This window comes from Alloalcanivorax marinus (assembly GCF_016906305.1).
Classification (GTDB): Bacteria; Pseudomonadota; Gammaproteobacteria; order Pseudomonadales; family Alcanivoracaceae; genus Alloalcanivorax; species Alloalcanivorax marinus.
This window is the reverse complement of record NZ_JADDOL010000009.1, coordinates 85452-109563: the sequence shown is the minus strand read 5'-3', so window position 1 is coordinate 109563 and position 24112 is coordinate 85452. Positions and strand designations below refer to the sequence as shown.

Annotated in this window: 21 protein-coding genes; 13 read left to right on the top strand and 8 right to left on the bottom strand. The window is 68.0% G+C overall.

Annotation, left to right across the window (positions count from 1 at the left end):
- Positions 1 to 5 precede the first annotated feature (5 nt).
- The 5 genes from IM760_RS09845 to IM760_RS09825 all read right to left on the bottom strand — a co-directional run bounded on the left by IM760_RS09845 (position 6) and on the right by IM760_RS09825 (position 5491).
- Entirely contained in the window at positions 6 to 260 is a 255-nt protein-coding gene (locus IM760_RS09845; protein WP_204428751.1) for a hypothetical protein, read from the bottom strand.
- Entirely contained in the window at positions 257 to 1816 is a 1560-nt protein-coding gene (locus tag IM760_RS09840; RefSeq protein WP_239549733.1) for a glucan biosynthesis protein G, read from the bottom strand. The genes IM760_RS09845 and IM760_RS09840 overlap by 4 nt, the downstream gene beginning before the upstream one ends.
- Before the next feature lie 181 nt (positions 1817 to 1997).
- Positions 1998 to 2480 (bottom strand): ribonuclease E activity regulator RraA, encoded by a 483-nt coding sequence (gene rraA / locus IM760_RS09835; protein ID WP_204428749.1) that lies wholly within the window; start codon positions 2478 to 2480, stop codon positions 1998 to 2000.
- A 53-nt stretch (positions 2481 to 2533) separates the two neighbouring features.
- Positions 2534 to 3229, bottom strand: coding sequence for an NAD(P)H-binding protein (locus IM760_RS09830; RefSeq protein ID WP_204428747.1), 696 nt, complete (start codon positions 3227 to 3229; stop codon positions 2534 to 2536).
- A gap of 42 nt (positions 3230 to 3271) precedes the next feature.
- Positions 3272 to 5491 carry a response regulator gene (locus IM760_RS09825; protein WP_338021390.1) on the bottom strand — a complete coding sequence of 740 codons (2220 nt, stop codon included), beginning with the start codon at positions 5489 to 5491 and terminating at the stop codon, positions 3272 to 3274.
- A 176-nt stretch (positions 5492 to 5667) separates the two neighbouring features.
- Between IM760_RS09825 and IM760_RS09820 the strand changes: the two genes are divergently transcribed.
- From IM760_RS09820 to IM760_RS09790, 7 genes are all read left to right on the top strand, one after another.
- Positions 5668 to 6042: a MerR family transcriptional regulator gene (locus tag IM760_RS09820; protein ID WP_204428745.1), complete on the top strand. Its 375-nt coding sequence runs from the start codon at positions 5668 to 5670 to the stop codon at positions 6040 to 6042.
- 75 nt (positions 6043 to 6117) lie between these two features.
- Entirely contained in the window at positions 6118 to 7281 is a 1164-nt protein-coding gene (locus tag IM760_RS09815) for an isovaleryl-CoA dehydrogenase (RefSeq protein ID WP_204428743.1), read from the top strand.
- A 3-nt stretch (positions 7282 to 7284) separates the two neighbouring features.
- Complete coding sequence (locus IM760_RS09810) at positions 7285 to 8895, top strand: carboxyl transferase domain-containing protein (protein ID WP_204428741.1); 1611 nt, start codon at positions 7285 to 7287, stop codon at positions 8893 to 8895.
- A gap of 17 nt (positions 8896 to 8912) precedes the next feature.
- The gene (locus tag IM760_RS09805) at positions 8913 to 9698 is read left to right on the top strand and encodes an enoyl-CoA hydratase-related protein (RefSeq protein ID WP_204428739.1); all 786 of its coding nucleotides are present in this window, start codon (positions 8913 to 8915) and stop codon (positions 9696 to 9698) included.
- A gap of 2 nt (positions 9699 to 9700) precedes the next feature.
- Entirely contained in the window at positions 9701 to 11650 is a 1950-nt protein-coding gene (locus IM760_RS09800) for an acetyl/propionyl/methylcrotonyl-CoA carboxylase subunit alpha (protein WP_204428737.1), read from the top strand.
- Positions 11647 to 13599: an acetoacetate--CoA ligase gene (locus IM760_RS09795; RefSeq protein WP_204428735.1), complete on the top strand. Its 1953-nt coding sequence runs from the start codon at positions 11647 to 11649 to the stop codon at positions 13597 to 13599. The genes IM760_RS09800 and IM760_RS09795 overlap by 4 nt, the downstream gene beginning before the upstream one ends.
- A gap of 204 nt (positions 13600 to 13803) precedes the next feature.
- Positions 13804 to 15060 carry a hypothetical protein gene (locus IM760_RS09790; protein ID WP_204428733.1) on the top strand — a complete coding sequence of 419 codons (1257 nt, stop codon included), beginning with the start codon at positions 13804 to 13806 and terminating at the stop codon, positions 15058 to 15060.
- A gap of 13 nt (positions 15061 to 15073) precedes the next feature.
- Here IM760_RS09790 and IM760_RS09785 read toward each other — a convergent pair whose 3' ends face one another.
- Both IM760_RS09785 and IM760_RS09780 read right to left on the bottom strand, forming a co-directional pair.
- On the bottom strand, positions 15074 to 15337 hold the full coding sequence (locus IM760_RS09785; RefSeq protein WP_275579277.1) for a c-type cytochrome: 264 nt from the start codon (positions 15335 to 15337) through the stop codon (positions 15074 to 15076).
- A 17-nt stretch (positions 15338 to 15354) separates the two neighbouring features.
- A complete protein-coding gene (locus IM760_RS09780; RefSeq protein WP_204428731.1) occupies positions 15355 to 17199 on the bottom strand; it encodes a PQQ-dependent dehydrogenase, methanol/ethanol family in 1845 nt (614 codons plus the stop codon).
- Between the two features lie 240 nt (positions 17200 to 17439).
- Here IM760_RS09780 and IM760_RS09775 point away from each other — a divergent pair, with 240 nt between their 5' ends.
- Genes IM760_RS09775 through IM760_RS09750 form a run of 6 tightly spaced genes read left to right on the top strand, consistent with a single transcriptional unit; the run spans position 17440 to position 22269 of the window.
- A complete protein-coding gene (locus IM760_RS09775) occupies positions 17440 to 18585 on the top strand; it encodes an amine dehydrogenase large subunit (RefSeq protein ID WP_204428729.1) in 1146 nt (381 codons plus the stop codon).
- Positions 18586 to 18593: 8 nt separating this feature from the next.
- The gene (locus IM760_RS09770; protein WP_204428727.1) at positions 18594 to 19133 is read left to right on the top strand and encodes a MauE/DoxX family redox-associated membrane protein; all 540 of its coding nucleotides are present in this window, start codon (positions 18594 to 18596) and stop codon (positions 19131 to 19133) included.
- Positions 19134 to 19158: 25 nt separating this feature from the next.
- Positions 19159 to 19794, top strand: coding sequence for a methylamine dehydrogenase accessory protein MauD (gene mauD / locus IM760_RS09765; protein WP_204428726.1), 636 nt, complete (start codon positions 19159 to 19161; stop codon positions 19792 to 19794).
- 2 nt (positions 19795 to 19796) lie between these two features.
- Positions 19797 to 20324, top strand: coding sequence for a methylamine dehydrogenase light chain (locus IM760_RS09760; RefSeq protein ID WP_204428724.1), 528 nt, complete (start codon positions 19797 to 19799; stop codon positions 20322 to 20324).
- Between the two features lie 5 nt (positions 20325 to 20329).
- Positions 20330 to 20884 carry a cytochrome C gene (locus IM760_RS09755; protein WP_204428722.1) on the top strand — a complete coding sequence of 185 codons (555 nt, stop codon included), beginning with the start codon at positions 20330 to 20332 and terminating at the stop codon, positions 20882 to 20884.
- A gap of 56 nt (positions 20885 to 20940) precedes the next feature.
- Positions 20941 to 22269, top strand: a complete 1329-nt coding sequence (locus tag IM760_RS09750; protein ID WP_239549732.1) for an alginate export family protein — start codon at positions 20941 to 20943, stop codon at positions 22267 to 22269.
- A 115-nt stretch (positions 22270 to 22384) separates the two neighbouring features.
- On the opposite strand, the gene IM760_RS09745 is transcribed toward IM760_RS09750, so the two are convergent.
- The gene (locus IM760_RS09745; RefSeq protein WP_204428720.1) at positions 22385 to 23833 is read right to left on the bottom strand and encodes an aldehyde dehydrogenase family protein; all 1449 of its coding nucleotides are present in this window, start codon (positions 23831 to 23833) and stop codon (positions 22385 to 22387) included.
- Positions 23834 to 24112 lie beyond the last annotated feature (279 nt).

Sequence of the window (24112 nt, the reverse complement as noted above, 5' to 3'; positions counted from 1 at the left end):
CCTGCTCACGAGCGCCGGGCGTAGTGAATGGAGCCGTGGCGCACCGGCGGCGCCAGCATCGGCGGCTCGGGATGATCCAGGCCGAAACGCTCCGGCACCGCCGCCATCAGGCGCTCCAGCAAGCCGTCCTCGCCGGCTTCCAGGGTCTCGTCCACCAGCCGCAGGGCGGCGCGGGTGGTGCCGGTGCCAACGGTGACGCCGGACAGCCGCAGATAGGCCAGCACCCGGCCCAGGGCGTCCTCGACGATGTTGTCGGTCATCGGGAATCTCCGCCGAGAATATCGTTGTTGACCGGGATCTCGTAGGACCAGGTTTCCGAGACGGTGTCCTCGCCTTTCTTCAGGAAAGCGCGCAAGGACAGCGGCTGATCGGCGGCGGGCCGGGCCAGGATGGAGACGCGCCAGCGATTCACCGGCGCCAGAAACTCCACGAAATGCTCGATCACTTCGCCATCGCCCTCGGCGATCACGTCGCTGGTCACCGGCGCGTTGCCGGGCACGTCCTTGAGCGGGCCGCCGGCGAAATCCACCACGATGCGGTAGGCGCCTTCCACGTTGCCGCCGCCGGCCCGGTTGCCGTCGCCGACGAAGGTTTTCACCGCGCTGGCCCGGTCACTGCCGCTGACCGTGGGCGCGCCCACCTTGAGCTGATAGTCGTAGGCCAGGGTCTGGCCCTGACGGACCGGCTCGTCCGGCGTCCAGAAGGCGACGATGTTGTTGTTGACCTCGTTGTTGGAGGGCAGCTGCACCAGCGATACCCGGCCCTTGCCCCACTCGCCCTTGGGCTGCACCCAGGCACTGGGCCGCTCATGATAGTGGGCGCCGAAATCCTGGAAGTCGTCGAAGCGGGTCTGGCGCTGCATCAGGCCGAAGCCCTGTACCTGGGCGGCGCTGAAATAGTCGATTTTCAGGTTCTTGGGATTGAGCAGTGGCCGCCACAGCCATTCCCCGCTGCCGCCGTCGTGCATCAGCAGGCCGTCGGAATCGTGCACCCGAGGGCGCCATTCGCCCACCGGCCGGGCGGTGTTGCCGCCGTAGAAGAACATCGAGGTGAGCGGCGCCACGCCCAACTTTTCGATATCGTTGCGGATAAACAGCCGGGATTTCACGTCCATCACCGCCGCGTCACCGAGACGAATGTCGAACTGATAGGCGCCGGTGAGGCTGCGGCCATCCAGCAACGCGTACAGCGTCAGGGTGTCGGCCTTGGCATTGGGGCGGATCAGCCAGAATTCGGTGAACGATGGAAACTGTTCCCCGGACGGCAGACCGGTGTTGACGGCGATGCCGCGGGCGGACAGCCCGAAGTGATTGTTCTTGCCGATGGCGCGGAAGTAGCTGGCGCCGGCGAACACCATGAAGGCGCGGCGGCCGTTTTCCGCGTCCGCGTCCGGATAGGTGAGGCGGAAACCGCCATAGCCCAGGTCCGCCGGCACCCGGCGGGCCAGCTCCTCGCTGGTGTAGGTGAAGTTGTTCTTGTCATAGGGCAGATCGTGGACGCCCTGGGCGTCCACCACGTTGAGCTTCACCGCGTGTTTGAAATACAGGCCCGGCGACATCAACGACACCTGAAAGTGGGAGCCGCTTTCGCGCCACAGGCTGTTCTCGGATTTGAAACGGATGCCCTGGTACTGCTCCTGGGACAGTTCCTGCAGGAACTGAGGCACCGGTGTCGGCGCCTGGTAGGATTCCCCGGCCTTTTCCCGGGCTTTATCGATCACGTCCTGGAAGCCGAACCCCTGGGCCGACACCTGGGCGGAAAACAGCCAGCACATCAAAGCCGGCAACAGCACCAGCCCACGACGACAACGCTCCATGTAGGTCCACCCCTTGAGCATGCAACATAACGGCGTCGCCTGGTTGGCAAGCGCCCGGCACAATAATCCGTCACATCCTATACGTCGGACAACCGACTGGCTCCCGGGCGGCGGCCGGAAACTATAAATTTTCGCAAAACGTGGGAAAAACCGGGGCCGGCGGACGCGGCCCCGGCGGCGCTCAGAGCAGCGCGCGGGGGGCGGTGATGACGCCGTTGTTGTCGGCGTAAACGTATTCGCCGGGGCGGAAGGTGACGCCACCGAACGTGATGTCGATATTGAGCTGACCCTCGTCGCGGCGCACGGATTTGATCGGCACGCAGCCCAGAGTGAGGACGCCGATGTCCAGTTTCGCCAGTTCGTCCACATCGCGGCAGGCACCGTGGATGATCACGCCTTCCCAGCCGTTCTTCACCGCGTTCTCCGCGATCATGTCACCGATCAGCGCGTTGCGCAGGCTGCCGCCGCCATCCACCACCAGCACCTTGCCCTTGCCGTCGGTGCCGAGATGCTCCTTGACCCGGGAATTGTCCTCGAAGCACTTCACGGTGACGATTTCACCGCCAAAGGCGGCCCGGCCGCCGTAGCTGAACCAGTGCAGCCCGGTGACCACGGATACGATGTCGGCGTTGTCGTCGCACAGGTCGCAGGTGACGAAGCTCATGGTTTCTCCTTTGTGAGTAGCGGATGGCGGGGTAATGGACGACGGCGCCCGGATCAGGACGCCGAACGCAGATACTTGTCCCGGTACTTGCCGGCATAGACCACGAAATCCCGGAAACGCACCCGATAGGTGCCGGTGTCCGGCCCCATCAGTGCCATGCCCAGCAGCGCCTCGGCCACCCGTTCACCGCTTACCGGCAGCCAGTGGGCGTCGGTCCAGCGGGTAATCGGGTCGACGATCTTGGAAAAGCGGATGCCGAACGCTTCCACCGGACGCGGCGTTTCCCGCTCACCGAGCAGCAGCGACGGCTGGAACAGGGCCAGCAGCGGCAGTTTCAGGGCTTTCAGCTCGCGCTCCAGCTGCCCCTTGATGCGCGCATAGAAGAACGGCGAATGGGCGTTGGCGTTGACCGCCGACACCAGCAGGAAACGCTGCACGCCGGCGTCCCGGGCCAGGCGCCCGATGCGCATCACCAGGTCCAGATCGATGCGCCGGAACGCCTCCTTGGAGCCGGCCTGTTTGAGCGTGGTGCCGAGGGCGCAGAACACATCGTCCACGGCGAAAAAATCCCCATGTTGCTCGATGTCCGCCGGGTCGATCACCCGCTCCACCAGCTTGGGATGATCCAGGCCCACGGCCCGGCGGGTCAGCACCCGCACTTCCTCATAGTCGTCGCATTCCAGCAGCTTTCGCAGGCAATGTCCGCCCACCAACCCGGTGGCGCCCAACAGCAAGGCCCGTCGACTCATGGCACGTTCCTCTTGTTATTGGTGGTCCTTCTGTTCGCTGTCCTATTGGCTGTCCGGTTCCTCCGCCGCGCTGTCGTCTTCCCGGGACAGCCAGCGGCGCAGCACCGTCTCCAGTTCCTGAAGATGCACGGGTTTGGCGAGAAAGTCATCCATGCCGGCGGCCAGACAGCGGGCCTGGGCCCCTTCGGCGGTGTTGGCGGTGATCGCGATCACCGGGGTGCGCGGGCGCTGTTCACGCTGCTCGCGCTCACGCAGATCCCGGGTGGCGGCGAAGCCGTCCAGATCCGGCATCATGCAGTCCATCAGCACCAGGTCGAAGTTTTCCTGGTCGAGCAGGGCCAGAGCGGTTTCCGCGTTGTTCACGGTTTTTACCTGGTAGCCCAGTTTGCTGAGCATGCCCCGGGTGACCAGCTGATTGACCTCGTTGTCCTCCACCAGCAGCAGGCGATAGAGCTTGCGCCGCCGGCGCTCCTCCGGGGTTTCCGTGGGCAGGTCCTGGACCGGCTGCGAACGCGGCACGCCCAGCAGGCGGCCCAGGGCGATGCGCAGGCCGGTGCGGTGCACCGGACGCACCAGGGTGACCAGGCCGTGCTTGTCCACCAGCCGTTGCACGGTGGGCTCGCCCCGTTCCTCGATGGTGCACATCAGCATCAGCTTCACCGGCCGCAGGCTGGGGTCCTCGAGTACGTTGCGGCACAGATTCAGGGCCAGCTCGCGGCGGCCGTGGGTGTCCACCAGCAGCAGATCGAACTCCGCCTGCTCCCGGTGGCCGGCGCGCAGGGCCTGCAGCGCGTGATCGTAGTCGCGGGCGCCCTGGCACTGGCTGCCGAGGGCCTCGAACTCTTCCTGCAGGCAGGCCAGGGAGCCGGCGCCGGCGCCCACCACCACGCCCTGGATATCGGCCATGGCGCCGCTCAGCTTGGAGCTTTCGCTCATGTCCGCCTGCATGCCCAGGCGCACCGTGAACCAGAACGTGGAGCCCTCGCCTTCCACGCTTTCCGCGCCGATGGCACCGCCCATGGCTTCGATCAGGCCCTTGCAGACCAGCAAACCGAAACCGGTGTGGCGCACCGCGAAGGCGTCCACCGCCCCGTCCAGAAACTGGTCCTCGAACAGATGCTTGAGGGTGTCCGTGTCCATGCCGGCGCCCTGGTCGCTGACCCGCACCCGCAGCACGCCGTCGTGCTCGCCTTCGGCGGTGAAGTCCACGTCCATGCGCACTTCGCCGCGCTCGCTGAATTTGATCGCGTTGCTGAGCAGATTGGTGAGCACCTGCATCAGCCGGTCCCGGTCGCCGCGCACCCGCTTGGGCAGCAGCCGGTCCACCACCGCCGCCAGTTCCAGTCCCTTGGCCTGGGCCATGGGCCCGAATGCCTCCAGGATCTGTTCCATGGCGCCGCGCAGGTCGAAGTAATCGGGGCTCAACGTGATGCGGCCGGTGAGAATGCGGGAATAATCGAGCACATCGTCGATCAGGGTGATCATCAGCTTGCCGCTCTGCCCCGCCACCTGCAGATATTCCTTCTGCTCATCGTCCAGGCGGGTGTCTTCCAGCAGCGACATCATGCCCATCACCGAATTCATCGGCGTGCGCAGCTCATGGGCCAGCCGATAGACCAGGCTGAGCTGGATATCGGTGCTCGCCGGCAGCTCCCGGCGCCGCTCCGCGCCGCCGCTGCGGCGTTCCCGCGTGACGGCATGCCAGAACAGCTCGTACTGGCCACGGTACAAGCGGAACAGGTAGAAGGTATAGGCCGCCACCAGCAACGCCAGCAGCCATTCGCGCAGCCCGCCGCCCAGGAACAGGGCGCCGATCACCGGCAGGAACATGAGCAGAATATAGAACTGCCGCACCTTCAGCCCGGCCATCCAGGAACTGCCCAGGGCGGTGGTCACCCCCACGTTGTAGAGAATCACCACGAAGAAGTTGAAGCCGGTGCCCACCCGCCATACCAGCCAGGCCGGCAGCAGGCCCCACACCAGGGCATGCAGGATCAGGCCGAAGGCGAACAGCTTGCGCCAGCGGGCCGGCCCGGCGCCGTACAGAGCGTCGAACCGAGCCACCAGCCACAGCCGGAAGGCGGTCACCACCACCACCGCGCCGCCGACCAGCAGCGTCTCCAGCTGAAACGCCTCGTACACCCGGCCCCAGGCGATCACCAGCGCGTAAACCACAAGGGCCGCCAGCACCCCCATCAGGGAGTTCTTGGCGGCCCCGAAATCCACTCTTTTGAGGACCTTGCGATCTTTACGGTAAATCACCGTTCCCTACCCTTGGAACCAGCGGGCGCTAAAGGTAACACCCCCCACCCCACCAGACCAGAGCCCCGCCCCCTCTCCCATTTCCCTCCCCCGGGAAGTTTGCCCGGCACCCGCAACGGCGCTCCCCCTGCTGGAGGTACTTTACGTTAACGTAAACTTCCCCTACTCTCCCGACCATGACCACGACCTATTCAATCGGTGAGCTGGCCCGGGAATTCGACGTCACCACGCGCACCATCCGCTTCTACGAAGACCAGGGCCTGCTCAGCCCCCGGCGCCGCGGCCAGACCCGCATCTACTCGCCGGCGGACCGCACCACCCTGAAACTGATCCTGCGCGGCAAACGGCTGGGCTTTTCCCTGGCGGAATCCCGCGACCTGATCCGCATGTACCGCCCGGCCAGCGACAACCGCCAGCAGCTCGAAGCCCTGCTGGAACGGATCGCCGACAAACGGGCGCAACTGGAACGGCAGCTGGCGGACATCCGCGTGCTGCAAACCGAACTGGACGACGCCGAGGCCCGCACCCGGCAGGCCCTGACCACGCTCTGACGAGCCCGACTTTACCGACACGCCGAGCCCGCATACTCACAACAATCCGCGCGGCTCCCCCGACAGGAGACACAGATGTTCAACGGCGGCCTGGACTTTCAACTGGACGACACCCTGGAGGCCCTGCGCGACAGCGCCCGCGCCTTCGCCCGCAACGAAATCGCGCCCCTGGCGGAACAGCTGGACCGCGACAACCAGTTCCCCAATGCCCTGTGGAAAAAGCTCGGTGATCTGGGCGTGCTCGGCATCACCGTGGGCGAGGAATACGGCGGCGCCGGCTTGGGCTACCTGGCCCATACCCTGGTGATGGAGGAAATCTCCCGGGCCTCCGCCTCCGTGGGGCTGTCCTACGGCGCCCACTCGAATCTGTGCGTGAACCAGATCTGGCTGAACGGCAACGACGATCAGCGCGCCCGCTACCTGCCCGGGCTGGTCAGCGGCGAGCACATCGGCGCCCTGGCCATGAGCGAACCCGGTGCCGGCTCCGACGTGGTCAGCATGCGCCTGCGCGCCGACAAAAAAGGCGACCGCTATGTGCTCAACGGCAACAAGATGTGGATCACCAACGGCCCGGACGCCCACACCTACGTGATCTACGCCAAGACCGACCCGGACGCCGGCCCGCGCGGCATCACCGCCTTTCTGGTGGAACGGGATTTCCCCGGTTTTTCCCGGGCGCAGAAGCTGGACAAGCTGGGCATGCGCGGCTCCAACACCTGCGAGCTGGTGTTCGAGAACTGCGAGGTACCGGAGGAAAACGTGCTCGGCCGGGTGGGCGAAGGCGTCAAGGTGCTGATGAGCGGCCTGGACTACGAGCGCACCGTGCTGTCCGGCGGCTGCACCGGCATCATGCAGGCCTGCCTGGACGTGGTGCTGCCCTACGTGCACGAGCGCAAGCAGTTCGGCAAGGCGATCGGCGAGTTCCAGCTGATGCAGGGCAAGATCGCCGACATGTACGTCACCCTCAACGCCAGCCGCAGCTACCTCTACCAGGTGGCGCGCAACTGCGACAGCGGCCGCACCACGCGCATGGACGCCGCGGGCGCCATCCTCTACTGCGCCGAGAACGCCACGCAAATGGCCCTGGACGCGATCCAGTGCCTGGGCGGCAACGGCTACATCAACGACTACCCCACCGGCCGCCTGCTGCGCGACGCCAAGCTCTATGAAATCGGCGCCGGCACCAGCGAAATCCGTCGCATGCTGATCGGCCGCGAGCTGTTCAACGAGACCGCCTGAGCCATGCCAAAAATCATCAGCCAACTCAACAAAAGCGCGCCGGAGTACGCCGCGTACCGGGACCACAACCTGGCACTGCGCGAAACGCTCCGGGAAAAACTGGACCGCATCGCCGCCGGCGGTGGCGAGGCCGCGGAACAACGCCTGCGCGAGCGCGGCAAGCTGCCGGTGCGCGAGCGCATCCAGCACCTGCTGGACCCGGGCTCGCCGTTCCTGGAACTGTCGGCGCTGGCCGCCGACGGCGTCTACCCCGGCGAGGACGTGCCCGCCGCCGGCTGCGTGGGCGGCATCGGCCGGGTGGCCGGGGTGGAATGCATGATCGTCGCCAACGACCCCACCGTGAAAGGCGGCAGCTACTACCCGCTCACCGTGAAAAAGCACCTGCGCTGCCAGGCGGTGGCGGCGGAGAACCGGCTGCCCTGTCTGTATCTGGTGGACTCCGGCGGCGCCAACCTGCCCCGCCAGGACGAGGTGTTCCCGGACCGGGAGCACTTCGGCCGCATCTTCTTCAATATGGCCAATCTGTCCGCCGCCGGCATTCCCCAAATCAGCGTGGTGCTCGGTTCCTGCACCGCCGGCGGCGCCTATGTGCCGGCCATGGCCGATGAAGTGATCATGGTGCGCGAGCATTCCACCGTGTTCCTGGCCGGCCCGCCCCTGGTGAAGGCCGCCACCGGCGAGGACGTCACCGCCGAGGAACTGGGCGGCGCCGCCCTGCACGGCGAGCAGTCCGGGGTGGCCGACCACCTGGCCGACGACGAGCCCCACGCGCTGGATCTGGCGCGGCGCTGCGTCGCCCGGCTCAACTGGCGCAAGCCCGATCAGCTTGAGGTGCGCCCGGCGCGACCGCCGGCCTATCCGGCCGATGAACTGTACGGGCTGATTCCGCCCACCACCCGTTCGCCGATGCCGGCCCGGGAACTGATCGCCCGCCTCGTCGACGACTCCGACCTGGACGAGTTCAAGGCCAACTACGGCACCACCCTGGTCACCGGCTTCGCCCGCATCCACGGCTTTCCGGTGGGCATTCTCGCCAACGACGGCGTGCTCTATTCCGAGTCGTCCCTGAAGGGCGCCCACTTCGTGGAACTGTGCAACCAGCGCAAGATTCCGCTGCTGTTTCTGCAGAACATCACCGGCTTCATGGTGGGCAAGAAATACGAAGCGGAAGGCATCGCCAAACACGGCGCCAAGCTGGTCAACGCGGTGGCCTGCGCCCGGGTGCCCAAGTTCACGGTAATCACCGGCGGCAGCTTCGGCGCCGGTAATTACGGCATGTGCGGACGCGCCTACGACCCCCGCTTCCTGTTCATGTGGCCCAACGCGCGCATCTCGGTGATGGGCGGCGAGCAGGCCGCCAGCGTGCTCACCCAGGTGAAGGCCGCGGCCCTGAAAAAGAAAGGCGAGCACTGGGACGAGGAGGAAGCGCGCCGCTTCCAGGCGGACATGACCGAGCAGTACGAAACCATGGCGCAACCCTGGTACGCCAGCGCGCGGCTGTGGGACGACGGCGTTATCGACCCGGCGGACACCCGCGACGTGCTCGGCCTGGCGATTTCCGCCAGCTTGAACGCGCCCATCGAAGACACCCGCTACGGCGTTTTCCGGATGTAAAGGCGGAGGAGCGAACCATGACCATAACCAGCACCAACCAGGGCCCGGTGACCCGCATCACCCTGAACAATCCGGACAAACGCAACGCCTTCGACGACACCCTGATCGAGGCCATGATCGAGGCGTTTGAGCGGGCCGGCGACGATGAAAACACCCGCGTGATCCTGCTGGACGCCGCGGGCCGGCATTTCTCCGCCGGCGCCGACCTGAACTGGATGCGCGCCATGGGCGAACTGGACGCGGACCGCAACCGCGCCGACGCGCGCCGTCTGGCGACGTTGATGCGCACCATCGACGGCGCCGCCAAGCCGGTGGTCGCCCGGGTCCAGGGGGCCGCCTTCGGCGGCGCCCTGGGCCTGATCTGCGCCGCCGACATGGCGGTGGCCGCCGACGACGCGCGCTTCTGCCTGAGCGAGGTGAAGCTCGGCATTCTGCCGGCGGTGATCGCGCCTTATGTGGTGCGCGCCATGGGCCCGCGCCAGGCGCGCCGCTATTTCATGACCGCCGAGGTGATCGACGCGCCCCGCGCCGGCCAGCTGGGGCTGGTCCATGAGGTGGTGCCGGCGGTGGACCTGGACACCACCGTGGCGCGCCTGATCACCGCCCTGCTGGACGGCGCCCCCGGGGCCCAGCGCCGCGCCCGGGAGCTGGTGCACCGGGCTGACGGCAGCGCCGTGGACGACGCGGTGATCGACTACACCGCCGACCTGATCGCCGAGTTGCGCACCGGCGCCGAGGGCCAGGAGGGCCTGAGCGCCTTTCTGGAAAAACGCGCACCGAACTGGAAACCGGACCGGAACTGACCATGCCCGCCATCGACACCCTTCTGATCGCCAACCGGGGCGAAATCGCCCGGCGCATTATCCGCACCGGCCGCGCCCTGGGCCTGACCACGGTGGCGGTGTACTCCGACATCGACGCCGATGCCCCCCATGTGCGCGAGGCGGACCAGGCGGTGCGCCTGGGCCCGGCCAGCGCCCGGGACAGCTACCTGAATATCGAGGCGGTGCTGGCCGCCGCCCGGCAAAGCGGCGCCGACGCGATCCACCCCGGCTATGGCTTTCTCTCGGAGAACGCCGCCTTCGCCGAAGCCTGCGCCGAGGCCGGCCTGATCTTCGTCGGCCCCTCGCCGGACTCGATCCGCCTGATGGGCGACAAGGCCGCCGCCCGCCAGCGCATGGCGGAAAGCGGCGTGCCGGTGCTGCCCGGCTTCGACCGGGAAGGCGCCGGCGACGCCACCCTCAAAGCGGAGGCCGACCGGGTCGGCTTCCCGCTGCTGATCAAGGCGGTGGCCGGCGGTGGTGGCAAGGGCATGCGCGCGGTGCAGAGCGCTGACGGGTTCGACGAGGCCCTGGCCGCCGCGCGCCGGGAAGCGCGCAACGCCTTCGACGACGACCGGGTACTGCTGGAGCGCTACCTGCCCACCGCCCGCCACGTGGAGGTGCAGGTGTTCGCCGACGGCCACGGCAACGCGGTGCACCTGTTCGAGCGCGACTGCTCGGTGCAGCGCCGTCACCAGAAAATCATCGAGGAGGCCCCGGCCCCCGGTCTCAGCGAGCAACAACGCCATGATCTGGGCCAGGCGGCGGTGCGCGCCGCCCGCGCCATCGACTACCGGGGCGCTGGCACCGTGGAGTTTCTGTTCTCGCCGGAGGGGGAGTTCTTCTTCATGGAGATGAACACCCGCCTGCAGGTGGAGCATCCGGTCACCGAGCTGATCACCGGCGAGGATCTGGTGGCCTGGCAACTGGCGGTGGCCGGGGGCCGGCCCCTGCCCAAGACCCAAGACGACCTGCGCATCCAGGGCACCGCCATGGAAGTGCGCCTGTACGCGGAAAATCCCTACCAGCAGTTTCTGCCCTCCTCCGGCCCGGTGACGCAGCTGCGCTGGCCCGACGGCGTGCGCGTGGACGCCGGCGTGGAGCAAGGCGATAGTGTTTCCGATTATTACGATCCGATGCTGGCCAAGCTGATCGCCCACGGCGACGACCGCGATCAGGCCCGGCGCCGGCTGGTGCGCGCTCTGGACCAGCTGGCGCTGGCCGGCCCCCACCACAACGCCGCCTTTCTGCGCCGGGTGCTTTGCGATCCGGCCTTCGCCGACGCCGAGCTGGACACCCGCCTGCTGGAGCGTCATCCGCACCTGCTGGAGGCGCCGGCCACGGACCCGGCCCTGCTGGCGGTGGCCGGCGCCGCCCTGGTGGCCACCGCGCCCGCCGACGGTACCGACCCCTGGACCGCGCTGAACGCCTGGCGTCCGCTGGGCCGGCGGCGTACCCTGGTGCCGCTGCGCGTGGATGAACACGCCCTCACCGTGGTGCTCGACGACGATCGGGCCAGCGTGGCGGATCGTTCCGCCCCCTGGACGCTGCATCGGCACGATGATCGCTTCGACCTGCACTGGGGTGAGCACAGGCTTTCCGGTCTTGCCCTCTTTTCCTTTGATGACCGGCGCCTGACGGTGTTCGTCCACGGACAGAACTATCAGATCGAAACGCACCCGGCTCGGGAGAGCGAGCGAGCCGGCGGCCCGGGGGATTTCTGCGCGCCCATGAGCGGGACCATCGTGACCTGCCATGTGGCCGAAGGCGACCCCGTGGACGCCGGCGCGGCCGTGATCACGCTGGAAGCCATGAAAATGGAACATACCCTGCGCGCCAGTGCCCCCGGCACCGTGCGGGCCTTCCTCGTGAAAGCCGGAGACAGCGTTTCTGAAGGCACCTTGTTGGTGGACTTTGAAACGGAGGAAGAATGACAACAGCCCCATCCCCGCTTTGGCAGCCCGACGCTCAGCGGCTTCAGCACAGCCAGCTCAGCGCCTTCCGCGAACAGGCGGAAGCTCTCACCGGCCAGACCCTGGACGACTACCGCGCCCTGCACCAATGGTCGGTGCGCGACCCCGAGGCGTTCTGGAATCTGGTCTGGGATTTCTGCGAGCTGCAAGGGCACAAGGGCGAGCGGGTCCTGGAACCCAGCCCGGTGTTTCGCCACAACCGCTGGTTTCCGGACGCGCGCATCAATATGGCCGAGAACCTGCTGGCCCGCGACGACACCCACCCGGCCCTGATCAGCGTGGACGAAGCCGGCCGGCGCGATGAAATCAGCTACAACGACCTGCGCGTGGCCGCCGGCCAGGTGGCCGCCCAGCTGCGCGCCGCCGGCATTCAGCCCGGCGACCGGGTGGCCGGCTTCATGCCCAACCGCATCGAAACCGTGATCGCCGCCCTGGGCTGCGCCTGGATCGGCGCCATCTGGTCATCCTGCTCGCCGGACTTCGGCGTCCAGGGCGTGCTCGACCGCTTCGGCCAGATCGAGCCCAAGGTGCTGTTCGCCTGCGACGGTTATCACTACAACGGCAAATGGATCGAGCTGGATCAGCGTATCCACGACCTCCATGATCACCTCAAACCGGAACTGCTGGTGGTCATCCCCGGTCGCGGCGACACCACCCGGGTGCGCCAGGCGCTCAACTGGCGCGACTGGCTGGACGCCGCCGGCCCGCTGCCGGAGTTCGAACCGCTGGCGTTCAACCACCCGCTCTATATTCTCTATTCCTCCGGCACCACCGGCGCCCCCAAGTGCATCGTGCACGGCACCGGCGGCGCCCTGATCCAGCACGCCAAGGAACACCGCCTGCACGGCGACCTGGGCGCCGACGACGTGCTGTTCTACTTCACCACCTGCGGCTGGATGATGTGGAACTGGCTGGTCAGCGGCCTGCAGACCGGCGCCACCCTGGTGCTGTACGACGGCAACCCGGCCTACCCGGACGCGGCCCGCCTGTTCGATCTGATCGACGCCGAGAAGATCACCCACTTCGGCACCAGCGCCAAGTTCGTGCAGGCGGTGGAAAAAGCCGGCGTGGTGCCCAAGGACAGCCACGATCTGTCCAGCCTGCGCACCCTGATGTCCACCGGCTCGCCGCTGCTCCACGAGAGCTACGATTTTCTCTATCAACAGGTGAAAGCGGATCTGCTGGTGAGCTCCATTTCCGGCGGCACCGACATCCTCTCCTGCTTCGCCCTCGGCAACCCGGTGGTGCCGGTGTACCGGGGCGAACTGCAATGCCTGGGCCTGGGCCTGGACGTGGCGGTGTTCAACGACGACGGCGAAGCGGTGGTCGGCGAGAAAGGCGAGCTGGTGTGCCGCGCGCCCTTCCCCGCCTGCCCGGTGGCGTTCTGGAACGATCCCGACGAGGAACGCTTCCACGACGCCTACTTTGACCGCTTCGAGAACGTCTGGGCCCACGGGGACTACGCCGAGATCGTCGCCCACCAAGGCCACGACGGCCTGATCATCCATGGCCGTTCCGACGCCGTGCTCAACCCAGGCGGCGTGCGCATCGGCACCGCCGAGATTTACCGGCAGGTGGAAACCCTGGAGGAAATCCGCGAGGCCATCGTTATCGGCCAGCAGTTCCAGGGCGACGTGCGGGTGGTGCTGTTCGTGGTGCCCGCCGACGGTGTCGAGCTGACCGATGAGCTGCAAAAGAAAATCCGCGCCACCATCCGCGCCGGCGCCAGCCCGCGCCACGTGCCGGCGGTGATTCTCACGGTGCCGGAGATTCCGCGCACGGTGAGCGGCAAGATCGTGGAACTGGCGGTCCGCGACGTGGTGCATGGCCGGGAGGTACGCAACAGCAACGCCCTGGCCAACCCGGAGGCGCTGGCGCATTTCGCCGATCGACCTGAACTGGCGGAATGATCCGGGGCGGCACACTCAGTGCCGCCCACCTCCCCCACCGCGACCCTCCGGCCCAACGCTGGAGATCGCACCTGAGCGGCCCCGCTGGAGACCGATACCTCGCCAACGGCTCCGCAGCCATTGACCGCCCGCCGCCCGGCCTCGACCGGGCCGGCGCTTTGCCTCAGCCTGTCCGGTAACGGAACCACCGGTGCCAGGATGCCCATGCTCACCCTCCTTCGTATTTTCACGCTGCTCACCCTCGCGCTGCTTGGCGCCCCGGCCACGGCGGCCATCGTCGAACTGCAGGGCCCGGCCATCGCCGGGCTCGCCGGCCGCGACCCGGCCACCGTGGATCTGGCGGTGTACCGGGACGGCGACTTCGTCAGCCTGCCCCACCAGTGGCTGCCCTGGAGCCAGGGCCGCGCGCCCTGGTTCGAGGAGGACGGCGACGCCGAACGCTCGCAGCCGGCGGACCGCATCGCCGCCGAGGATCACCTGCTGGTGGACCTGCCGGACACCGCCCGGGCCGCCCCCGCGCCACTGCCCGAAGAGGTGCTCGGAGTGCTTACCGTGGGCACCGGCGAACACGCCCGCAGCCTCTACGCCCTGGCCCGGCGGCCGCCGGCCCGCCACGCCCCCGAGCGCCTGCGACGGGAGCCGCTGGCCCTGCGCACCCCGGCGTTCCAGCTGGCGTTCGAGGACGACAACCTGTTCCGTTGGGGGGATTTCTTCTACGCCGGCCGCACCGGCCCGGACGGCCAGCCGCTGAACCTGCTGGACAGCCTCAAGCTGCGCCTCAGCGCCGGGGTGTTCAGCGCCGGCGCCCGCCTCACCCTGACCAACGAAAACCTGGACCCGGAAATCCGCCAGGTGGTGGACGGCCCCCTGGCCACCCGCGCTTATGTGACCACCCGGGTGCGGGTGGCCGGCCTGCCGGTGCTCAAGCTGCACAACTACTTTCTGGTCCGCGACCGGGCGGTGGCGGTGCACAGCCGCCTGACCCTGCCCGGTTTCGCCGCCACCGTGCTGCGCGAACCCGGCGCCCGGGCCACCGTGGACGGCAACAACCTGACCGGCGCGCGCCTGCGCACCAGCTGGACCGGCGACAGGGAGGCCCGTGTGGACGGCCGTCTGGACGACACCGAACAGGCCATGGTCGATACCCCGGTGCCCACCGACAACTGGCTGTGGTTCGGCACCGGCGACGGTTTCGATCTGCTGGCGCGGCTGTATTTCGCCGAGGGCTTCGATACCGGCGCCCGCTTTATCTACCAGGACGACCCGTCCCTGGACGACGAACCGGAACGCTTCCCCGGGCAGCGGCCCAATGTGGGCTTCGCCCTGGACCGCATTCCGTTCGGCCAGGAGTTCTATTTCGTCGCCGAACTGTACTTCTCCGACGGCGACGGCGCCGCCGACCCGGCGGCCTACGCGGCCCGCCGCCTGGCCCGCCCGGCCGCCCACTGGCAGCCGCGCTGACCGTGGGCGGCGCTCAGGGGGCGCTTTGCAGCTCGCGCCGCAGATCGCCGCTGCGTTTGATCAGGTATTGATGGATCGCCTCGACCTGCTCCAGGCTCAGGTCACCGGCGAAGGACGGCATGCCCTTGTCCGCGTAGAGGCCGGCGACGATGGCGGGAAACGCCTGGTGACCCTGCTCATCCAGATAGCGCAGATCCGGGATCACACCGCCCCCCAGCGCGCTGAAGCCGTGGCAGATGCCGCAGTTGTCGTTGTACAGGTCGCGGCCCCGGTCCAGGGTGTCCGCGTCGGCGGTCAGCGCCGGTAGGTGTCCGGCAGGGCCCGGGCCACGCGCCGGGGCGCCGGCAGGGTCCCGGTGCCGTCCAGCTTGTAGGTAAGAATGCGCGCCTCCGGGACCACCTTGGCGTTGGAGGCCAGCCCGCCGAACGCCAGCGGGAAGGCTCCGCCCCAGCCCGCCATGAAGGTCACGTACTGCTCGCCGTCCACTTCGTAGGTCACCGGGCCGGCCACCACGCCGGTGTTGGCCGGCGCCTCCCACAGCGGTTCGCCGTCGTCCGCGCCGTAGGCCGCCACCTTGCCGTTCACGTTGCCCTGGAACACCAGGCCGCCGGCGGTGGCCAGAACGCCGCCGTTCCAGATGCTGGGGAACGGCTGCCGCCACACTTCCTTTTGCGCCACCGGGTCCCAGGCCACCAACCGGCCCTTGTAGGCGGCCACGGTCTTCGCCAGGGTGGCCGGGTCCTCGGGCAGTTCCACCGGCTGGCTGCCCACCTGGAAGCGCCCCCGGCCCTTGAAGGTGGCCTCGTTGTCGGGCACCAGCAGGGCCGGCGCTTCCTGCACCGGAATGTAGGCCAGGCCGGTGTCCGGACTGAACGCCATGGGCATCCAGTTGTGCGCGCCCAGCGGGCCGGGCACCAGCACTCGGGGCCCCTGGCTCCAGTCCGCCACCTCCTGATTGATGCGCGGCCGGCCGGTGCGCGGGTCCACCCCGTCGGCCCAGTTCACCGGGGCGTAGGGTTCGGCGGAAAGCAGTTCGCCGGTGCGCCGGTCGAGCACATAGAAGAACCCGTTCTTGGGCGCCTGCATCAGCACCTGGCGGGTTTCGCCGCCGATCTCCAGGTCCGCCAGGGTGATGGTCTGGGTGGCGGTGAAGTCCCATTGATCGCCGGGCGTGGTCTGATAGTGCCACACGTACTCCCCGGTCTCCGGGCGCAGCGCCACGATGGAGCTCAGATACAGGTTGTCGCCCTTGCCCGCCGAACGGGCCTGGCGATTCCACAGGCTGCCGTTGCCGGTGCCGATATAGAGCAGGTCCAGCTCCGGGTCATAGGCCATGGAATCCCACACCGTGCCGCCGCCGCCCAGCTTCCAGTACTGGTCGCCGAACCAGGTGTCGCGGGCCCGGGCCATGGCCTCGTTCTCCGGCGGCAGGGCCGGATCGCCGGGCACCGTGAAAAAGCGCCAGGCCTGCTCGCCGCTTTCCGCGTCGTAGGCGGTGATGTAGCCGCGCACGCCGAACTCGGCGCCGCCGTTGCCGATCAGCACCTTGCCCTTCACTACCCGGGGGGCGCCGGTGATGGTGTAGCTGCGGTTGGCGTCGATCAGCGTGTCCACGCTCCACACCGGCTTGCCGCTGGCCGCGTCCAGGGCGATCAGCCGGCCGTCATAGGCGCCCACGAACACCTTGCCTTTCCACACCGCCACGCCGCGGTTCACCGGGCCGCAGCAACCGTCCCGGGCGCGGGTTTTGGCCACCCCGGGATCGTACTTCCAGAGCAGTTCGCCGTTGCGCGCGTCCAGGGCGTAGACAATGCTGAACGGGCCGGTGGTGTACATCACGCCGTCCACCACGATGGGCGTGGCCTCCACCGCCCGGTCGATGTCCAGCTTGTAGGTCCAGGCCAGACCCAGCCGGCCCACATTGTCCCGGTTGATCCGGTCGAGGCGGCTGAAACGCTGCTCCGCGTAGGTGCCGCCGTGGGTCATCCAATTGCCGGGTTCGCCGGCGGCGGCGTTGAGCCGGGTGGCATCCAGGGCCGCCCCGGTGGGCGGCGGCGAAGCCTGTTCGGAGAAGGTGCAGGCGTGCAGCAGGCAGGCGACGGCCAGCGCCCGGGCGCCGGCGTGAAGGGTTGTGGTCATGTCGGTCCTCGCTATTGTTGTTGTGCGGTCCGGCCCCTTGAGGGAGGGCTCGGGACATTCTCGATGATCCCGTCCGCCCGGGGCCCGGCAGCGAGTGCAAAGTTGTTGACCCTCAGTGCCAGCCGGTCCCGGCGGCCCATCCCTGGCAAGAAATAACAAGCGGTTGGCACTCAGAACCATGCAACCCGAGGCGGCGAGGCACACACTCAGCCCATAACCACACCTACAACCGGAGCAGCTATGCGACTTTCACGACCCCTGTGCACGGGCTTGCTGTTGGCGGCGGCGGCCGTGAGCGCCACCGCCCAAGCGCAACTGCCGGTGGAAAAGCTCGGGCAGAACACCACCCTGCCGTTCCCGCCGGACCCGCACCGCAGCTACATCGTCGATTTCGAATTCAACAACATGGTGGCCACCCGGGTGGTGGTGGTCGATCCGGACCAGCGCAAGGTGCTCGGCATGCTCAGCACCGGCGGCGCGGCGCCGGCGGTGCTGTCCCACGACCAGAAGACCGTGTACACCGCGGACATCTTCTTCGAGCGCTATGTGCGCGGTAAACGCACCGATGTGCTCACCGCCTGGGACACTTCCAGCCTGTCGCCGAAGTGGGAAGTGAAAATCCCCACCAAGCGCGCCTCCACGCTGACCGAGCGCTACGGCCTCAGCACCAGCGCCGATGATCGCTTCGTGTACATCTACAACTTCACGCCGGCCACCTCGGTGACCGTGGTGGACACGCAAAAGCAGGAGGTGGTCAACGAGCTGGCCATTCCCGGCTGCATTCTCAACTACCCGGTGGGCAAGCGTCGCTTCGCGTCCCTGTGCGGCGACGGCAAGCTGCAGATGATCACCCTGGACGACAGCGGCCAGGAAGTGGACCGCAACGCCACCCCCTTCTTCGACCCGGAGAAGGAAAAACTGGTGGAGCGGGCCGCCGGGGACGGCGACACCTACTACTTCGTGACCACCGAAGGCCGGGTGCGCGGCGTCGACCTGTCCGGCAAGAAGCCGAAAAAGCTCCCCGAGTGGTGGCTGACCACCGAGCAGGAACGCCAGGACGGCTGGGCCCCGGGCGGCTGGCAGCTGATGGCGGTGGCGCCGGCGCTGAACCGTCTGTACGTGCTGATGCATCCGGATCACGCCCCGCACAAATGGGAAGACCCGAGCCAGACCATCTGGGCGTTTGATCTCAAAACCCACAAGAAGGTGGGCACCCTGGAGACCCCCAGCCTGGTGTGGAGCCTCAACGCCACCTCCGACGACAAGCCGCTGCTGCTGGGCACCAACGTGGAAGGCGGCCTGGACATCTTCGACCTGACCAAGGGCGAATACGTGGACACCATGGACGGCGTCAGCAAGACCCCGACCCTGGTCATCACCCACTAGGAGGCGCTATGAGCCTGGACCCGATTCTGACCGCCGCCGGCGCCGTCTCCCTGGCGGTGATCCTGGCCAGCGCCGCCAGCCACAAGCTGCGCGCGCCGGCCTGGTTCCGCCGCCAGGTGGCCGAGTACCGGCTGCTGCCCGGCGCCCTGCATGGCCCGGCGGCGCGCGCCCTGCCGCTGCTGGAAGGCACCCTGGCGCTGGCGCTGCTGTGGCCCGCCACGCGCGGCCCGGCGGCCCTGGCGGCGCTGGCCCTGGTGGTGCTGTACGCCGCCGCCATCGGCATCAACCTGAGCCGGGGCCGCCGCGATCTGGACTGCGGCTGCGCCGGCCCCGGCGCCCCGCAGCCGCTGCATCCACGGCTGCTGCTGCGCAACCTGCTGCTCGCCGGGCTGGCCCTGATGGCCGCCGCCCCCGCCGCGCCCCGCGCGCTGGGCGTGTTCGACGGCTTCGTGGTACTGGCCGCCACGGCGGTGACCGTTTTGCTGTACGCGGCGATCGAGGTGTGGCTGGCCAACCAGCCGCGTCTGCTCGGTCTGTCCGGACGATAACCCAACACACAATAAGGGGACTTCCATGCAAGCCTTGATCGTTTCCAATGTACTTCTCTGGTGTCTGCTGATCGCCATGGCCCTGGTGGTGGTGGGCCTGATCCGCCAGATCGGCGTGCTGCACGCCCGTATCGCCCCGGCCGGGGCACTGATGGTGGACAAGGGCGTGGCGGTGAATCAGCCGGCGCCGAAACTGACCGCCGAGGACCGCCAGGGCCGCCCGGTGAACGTGGGCTACTCCGGCGAACGGGCGCAGATGCTGTTCTTCCTGTCGCCCACCTGCCCGATCTGTAAATCCCTGCTGCCGGCGGTGCGCGCCATCGAGCGTTCCCGGGACGACCTGGAGGTGATCTACGTCAGCGACGGCGATATGGCCGAGCAGGACAAGATCATCGCCGACTTCAAACTGGAGCGTTCCCACTACGTGGTGGACCCGCAGGTGGGCATGACCTACCAGATCGGCAAACTGCCCTACGCGGTGCTGATCGACCGCGAAGGCACGCTCAAGGCCAAGGGCCTGGTGAACTCCCGGGAGCACCTGGACAGCCTGTTCGAAACCGAATTCCTGGGCGCCGCCACCCTGCAGGATTATCTCCGTGGCCAGGCCCCGCACATTCACCATCCCGGTGACAACCTGCCCACCGAAAAAGGGAGCGCCTGACCATGAAATTCCTCGATCAATTCTTCGAGCGCTCCACGCGCCACGTGGCCAGCACCACCTCCCGGCGGCGCTTCCTGGGCCGCCTCGGCTCCTTCCTGGTGGCCGGCGCCGCCATGCCGGTGCTGCTGCCGGTGGACCGCACCGCCAAGGCACTGGCCGCCGAATCGCCGAAAGCCGGCGACCCCGGTGACCCCACCAGCTGTGACTACTGGCGCTACTGCTCCGTGGACGGCTTTCTTTGCAGTTGCTGTGGCGGCACCGTGAACAGCTGCCCGCCGGGCACCCAGGGCTCGGAGGTGACCTGGGTGGGCACCTGCCGTAATCCGGCGGACGGCATCGACTACATCATTTCCTACAACGATTGCTGCGGTAAGCACAGCTGCGCCCAGTGCGCCTGTACCCGCAACGACAGCGAGGAACCCATGTACCGGCCGTTCAACAACAACGACATCAACTGGTGCCTGGGCGCCGACGCCAACGTCTACAACTGCACCGTGGCGGTGATCCGCGGCGTGGCCAAGGCCGGTTGAGACGCATGCGACCTGGCCTGCTGTTCACCGTCCTGCTGGCGACCACCGTCGCGGCCCCGGGCGTCCACGCCCGGGCCATGCCGGACCCGTCGCAAACGCCGGCGCCGGGCAACGAGCAACCGCAGATTCCGTTGTCCCGGGCCGGTTACAGCCCGGCGGTGAACTACCAGTTGCAGTGCGCCGGCTGTCACCTGCCCGAGGGCCAGGGGGCGCCGCGCAACGACGTGCCGCGCATGACCGGGTTCGTCGGCAACTTCCTGCGCGTGGAGGGCGGCCGGGAATTTCTGGTGCGGGTGCCCGGCGTGGCCCAGGCGGCGCTCGACAACGACCAGCTCGCCGAGCTGCTCAACTGGATCCTGGCCCGTGACGGCATGGCCGGCGCCAGCACCCCGCAAGACGCGGCGCCCTACACCGGCGCCGAAGTGGCGCGCATCCGCGCCACCCGGCTGCACAACCTGCCCGACACCCGCGCCCGGCTGATCCAGCGCATGCGCGACCAGGGCATCGCCATCCACGACGGCATGCCCCACGACAACCACAACAACGGAGACAGCCGATGAGCTGATCCCGCCGCCCGCGCCGCCAGCGCGGGCTTCACCTGAATGGAGACACAACCATGATCACCGCTTACTCAAAAGCCGTGAAACGGGCGCTGCTTGCCTGTTCACTGACCGCCCTGGGGGCGCACAGCCAGGCGCTGGAACTGGTGGCCAACGACCAGACCCGGCTGGACCTGACCCTCGAGGGCGTCGGCGGCGTCTTCCACAGCCAGGAAAACTACGCCACCGCCGGCAGCAAAAGCGAAGGCTCCTCCAGCTGGCAGGAAGGCTACCTGAAATACGGCCTGGCCCTGGAGCAGCAGCTCGGCGGCGGCCAGTTGTTCGGCGCCGTCAACGCGCTCAGCAGCGGCACCTGGGACGACGGCGACGCCGCCGGCTTCAGCGACGGCAGCGAGCGCGAGACCGATGTGGAAGACGCTTATCTGGGCTGGCGCTCCGGCGACCTGTTCCCGGCGCTGGGCGAAAACGGCCTGGCGTTCTCCGCCGGCCGCCAGGCCATCAAGATCGGCGACGGCTTCCTGATCTCCGGCGACGCCCTCAACTTTGGCAACGGCATCGCCGGCGGCGACCTGAACCGGGGCGGCGCCTACTATCTGGCCGCCCGCCAGGCGTTCGACAAAACCGCCGTGCTGAGCCTGGGCGGCGACAGCGGCTGGCGCGGCGACGCCATGTGGATCGAGTCGGACAACCCGGCCCAGGCGGAAGCCGCCATGAAAGTCGGCAACCTGGAACACGTGGGCGACGCCGGCACCTTCGGCCTCACCTACATCAAGGTGGACGATGTGGAGGAAGACTTCGCGTTTCTGTATCCACAACGGGACGGCGAGGAAACCTGGAGCCTGCGCTACCAGGGCGACGCCGGCGTGGACAATCTGTTCCTGTCCGGCGAATACGCCTGGCAGGATCAGGACCAGGGCGACGAGGACGCCTGGTACCTGGAAGCCGGCTGGACCTTCGCCGACGCGCCCTGGCAGCCCAGCGTCCATTATCGCTACAGCCGTTTCTCCGAGGGCTTCGACCCGCTGTTCTACGGCAACGGCCGCAGCCTGGGCACCTGGTTCCAGGGTGAAGTGGCGGCCAACTATGCCGGCCCGTTCAACACCAATACCAAGGTGCACAACATCGCTCTCGGCGCCACGCCCCGGGAAAACCTGTCCATCGGCCTGCTCGCCTACGACTTCGCCACCCTGGACCAGGACGCTGGCGTCAATCTGGATGCCCGCGAGTTCGACCTGTACGCGGAATGGGGCGTCACCGCCAACCTGGCGATCATCCCGCTGATCGGCCTGTACCAGCCGGACGCCTCCGCCGCCGATGGCGGCACCCAGCTCGGCGGCGACGACGACAACCTCTACACCCAGCTGATCGTCGCCTTCGGTTTTTGACGCTGCCCGCACCTTGTAGCGTTGTGCCACCCCGGCTCCGGCCGGGGTTTTTTATGGGAGTTGAAAGCAAAAAAAACCCGGCCTGAGCCGGGCTTTTTAGTGGAGGGACCTTGGATCAACCGGTAACGACGGTGATCACTTTCTCCTCGGTGTAGGCCAGCACGCCGCTGAGGCCGCCCTCGCGGCCGATGCCGCTGGACTTCATGCCGCCCCAGGGCAGGTGGGCGTCGATGGGCGCCCAGCCGTTGATGCCGATGGCGCCGGCGCGCACCGCCCGGGCCACCCGGTGGGCGCGGCCCACGTCGCCGGTCCACAGGGTGGCGGCCAGGCCATAGCGGGTATCGTTGGCGATGCGGATGGCGTCCGCCTCGTCGTCGAAGCCGATCACCGTGGCCACCGGACCGAAAATCTCGTCCCGGGCGATGCTCAGATCGTTGCCGCCGACGAACACCGTGGGCCGCACATAGCAGCCTTTGTCGGTGGGCATCTCACCGCCGCTGAGCAGTTTGGCGCCTTCCTGGACGCCGCGACGGATGTAGTCCTCCACCTTGGCCTTCTGATCGGCGCTGGCCAGGGCCCCCATCTGCACCTCGCCGGCGGAGGGGTCGCCCACCTGAATGCCCTCGGCCACCGCCGCCAGGCGCTCGGCGAAGTCCGCCAGGCGGCTGTTGTGTACCAGAATGCGGCTGCCGGCGGCGCACACCTGCCCGCTGTTGAAGAAGATGCCCATGGCGCAACCCTGCACGGCGGCGTCCAGGTCGGCGTCCTCGAACACGATCTGCGGACTTTTGCCGCCCAGCTCCAGAGCCACGCGCTTGAAGCGGGCGCCGGCGGTGGTCTGGATGCGCGCGCCCACTTCCGGGCTGCCGGTGAAGGAAATCTTGTCCACGTCCGGGTGCACGCACAGGGCCTCGCCCACCACCGCGCCCTCGCCGGTGACCACGTTCACCACGCCGTCCGGGAAACCGGCCTCCTGGCAGAGTTTCACCAGATGCAGGGCGGACAGGGGCGTTTCCTCGGAGGGCTTGATCACCACCGTGCAGCCCGCCGCCAGCAGCGGACCGAGCTTCCAGCTGGTGATCATCAACGGCGTGTTCCAGGGGGTGATGGCGCCGACCACGCCCACCGGCTCGCGCACCGTGTAGGACAGGGTAGGAGTGCCCATGTAGCCGGGCGTGGGGATGGTGCGGCCCTCGATTTTGTCGGCCCAGCCGGCGCAGGTGCGCAGGGTGGCGATGGTGTTGGGCAGATCCAGCAGGCGCGGCTCCATGCCCGGGCGACCGATGCAGGAGGCGTCCAGGTCGGCCAGCAGGTCGGCGTCGCGCTCCACCAGGTCGGCCAGCCGGTTGATCAGCTGGCCGCGCTGGTCCCCGGACAGGGCGCTCCAGTCGCCGCCGTCGAGCTGGGCGCGGGCGGCGGCCACCGCCGCGTCCACGTCGTCGGTGGTGCCGCGCGCCACCTCGGCCAGCAGCGTCTCGTTGGCCGGGCTGACCACCTTCATGGTGGCGCCGTCGGAAGCCGGAACGTCGCGTCCGGCAATAAAGTGTCCTCGCTGAGCTGTCACGGAATGCCTCCAGGATGTCGGTTTTTCTGATCCTGGCATTGTCCGCCGCCGCCCGCCGCGCCCGCATGGCAGCGGGTGCAAAGATGTTGACGCTGCGTGCCGGGCGAGCCGGCGCCTTTGTTGTCCGGTGCCTTCAATCTGTTATATTCGACCTCAGTCGAATAATAACGGGCCGGCCCGGGCCGCTTCGTGACAGGCACGCACCGTGCATGTCACACGAACGACCCCATCGCCTGACGGCCCCGTCGCCTAACGGCCCACAGCCTAACGGAGAGCACC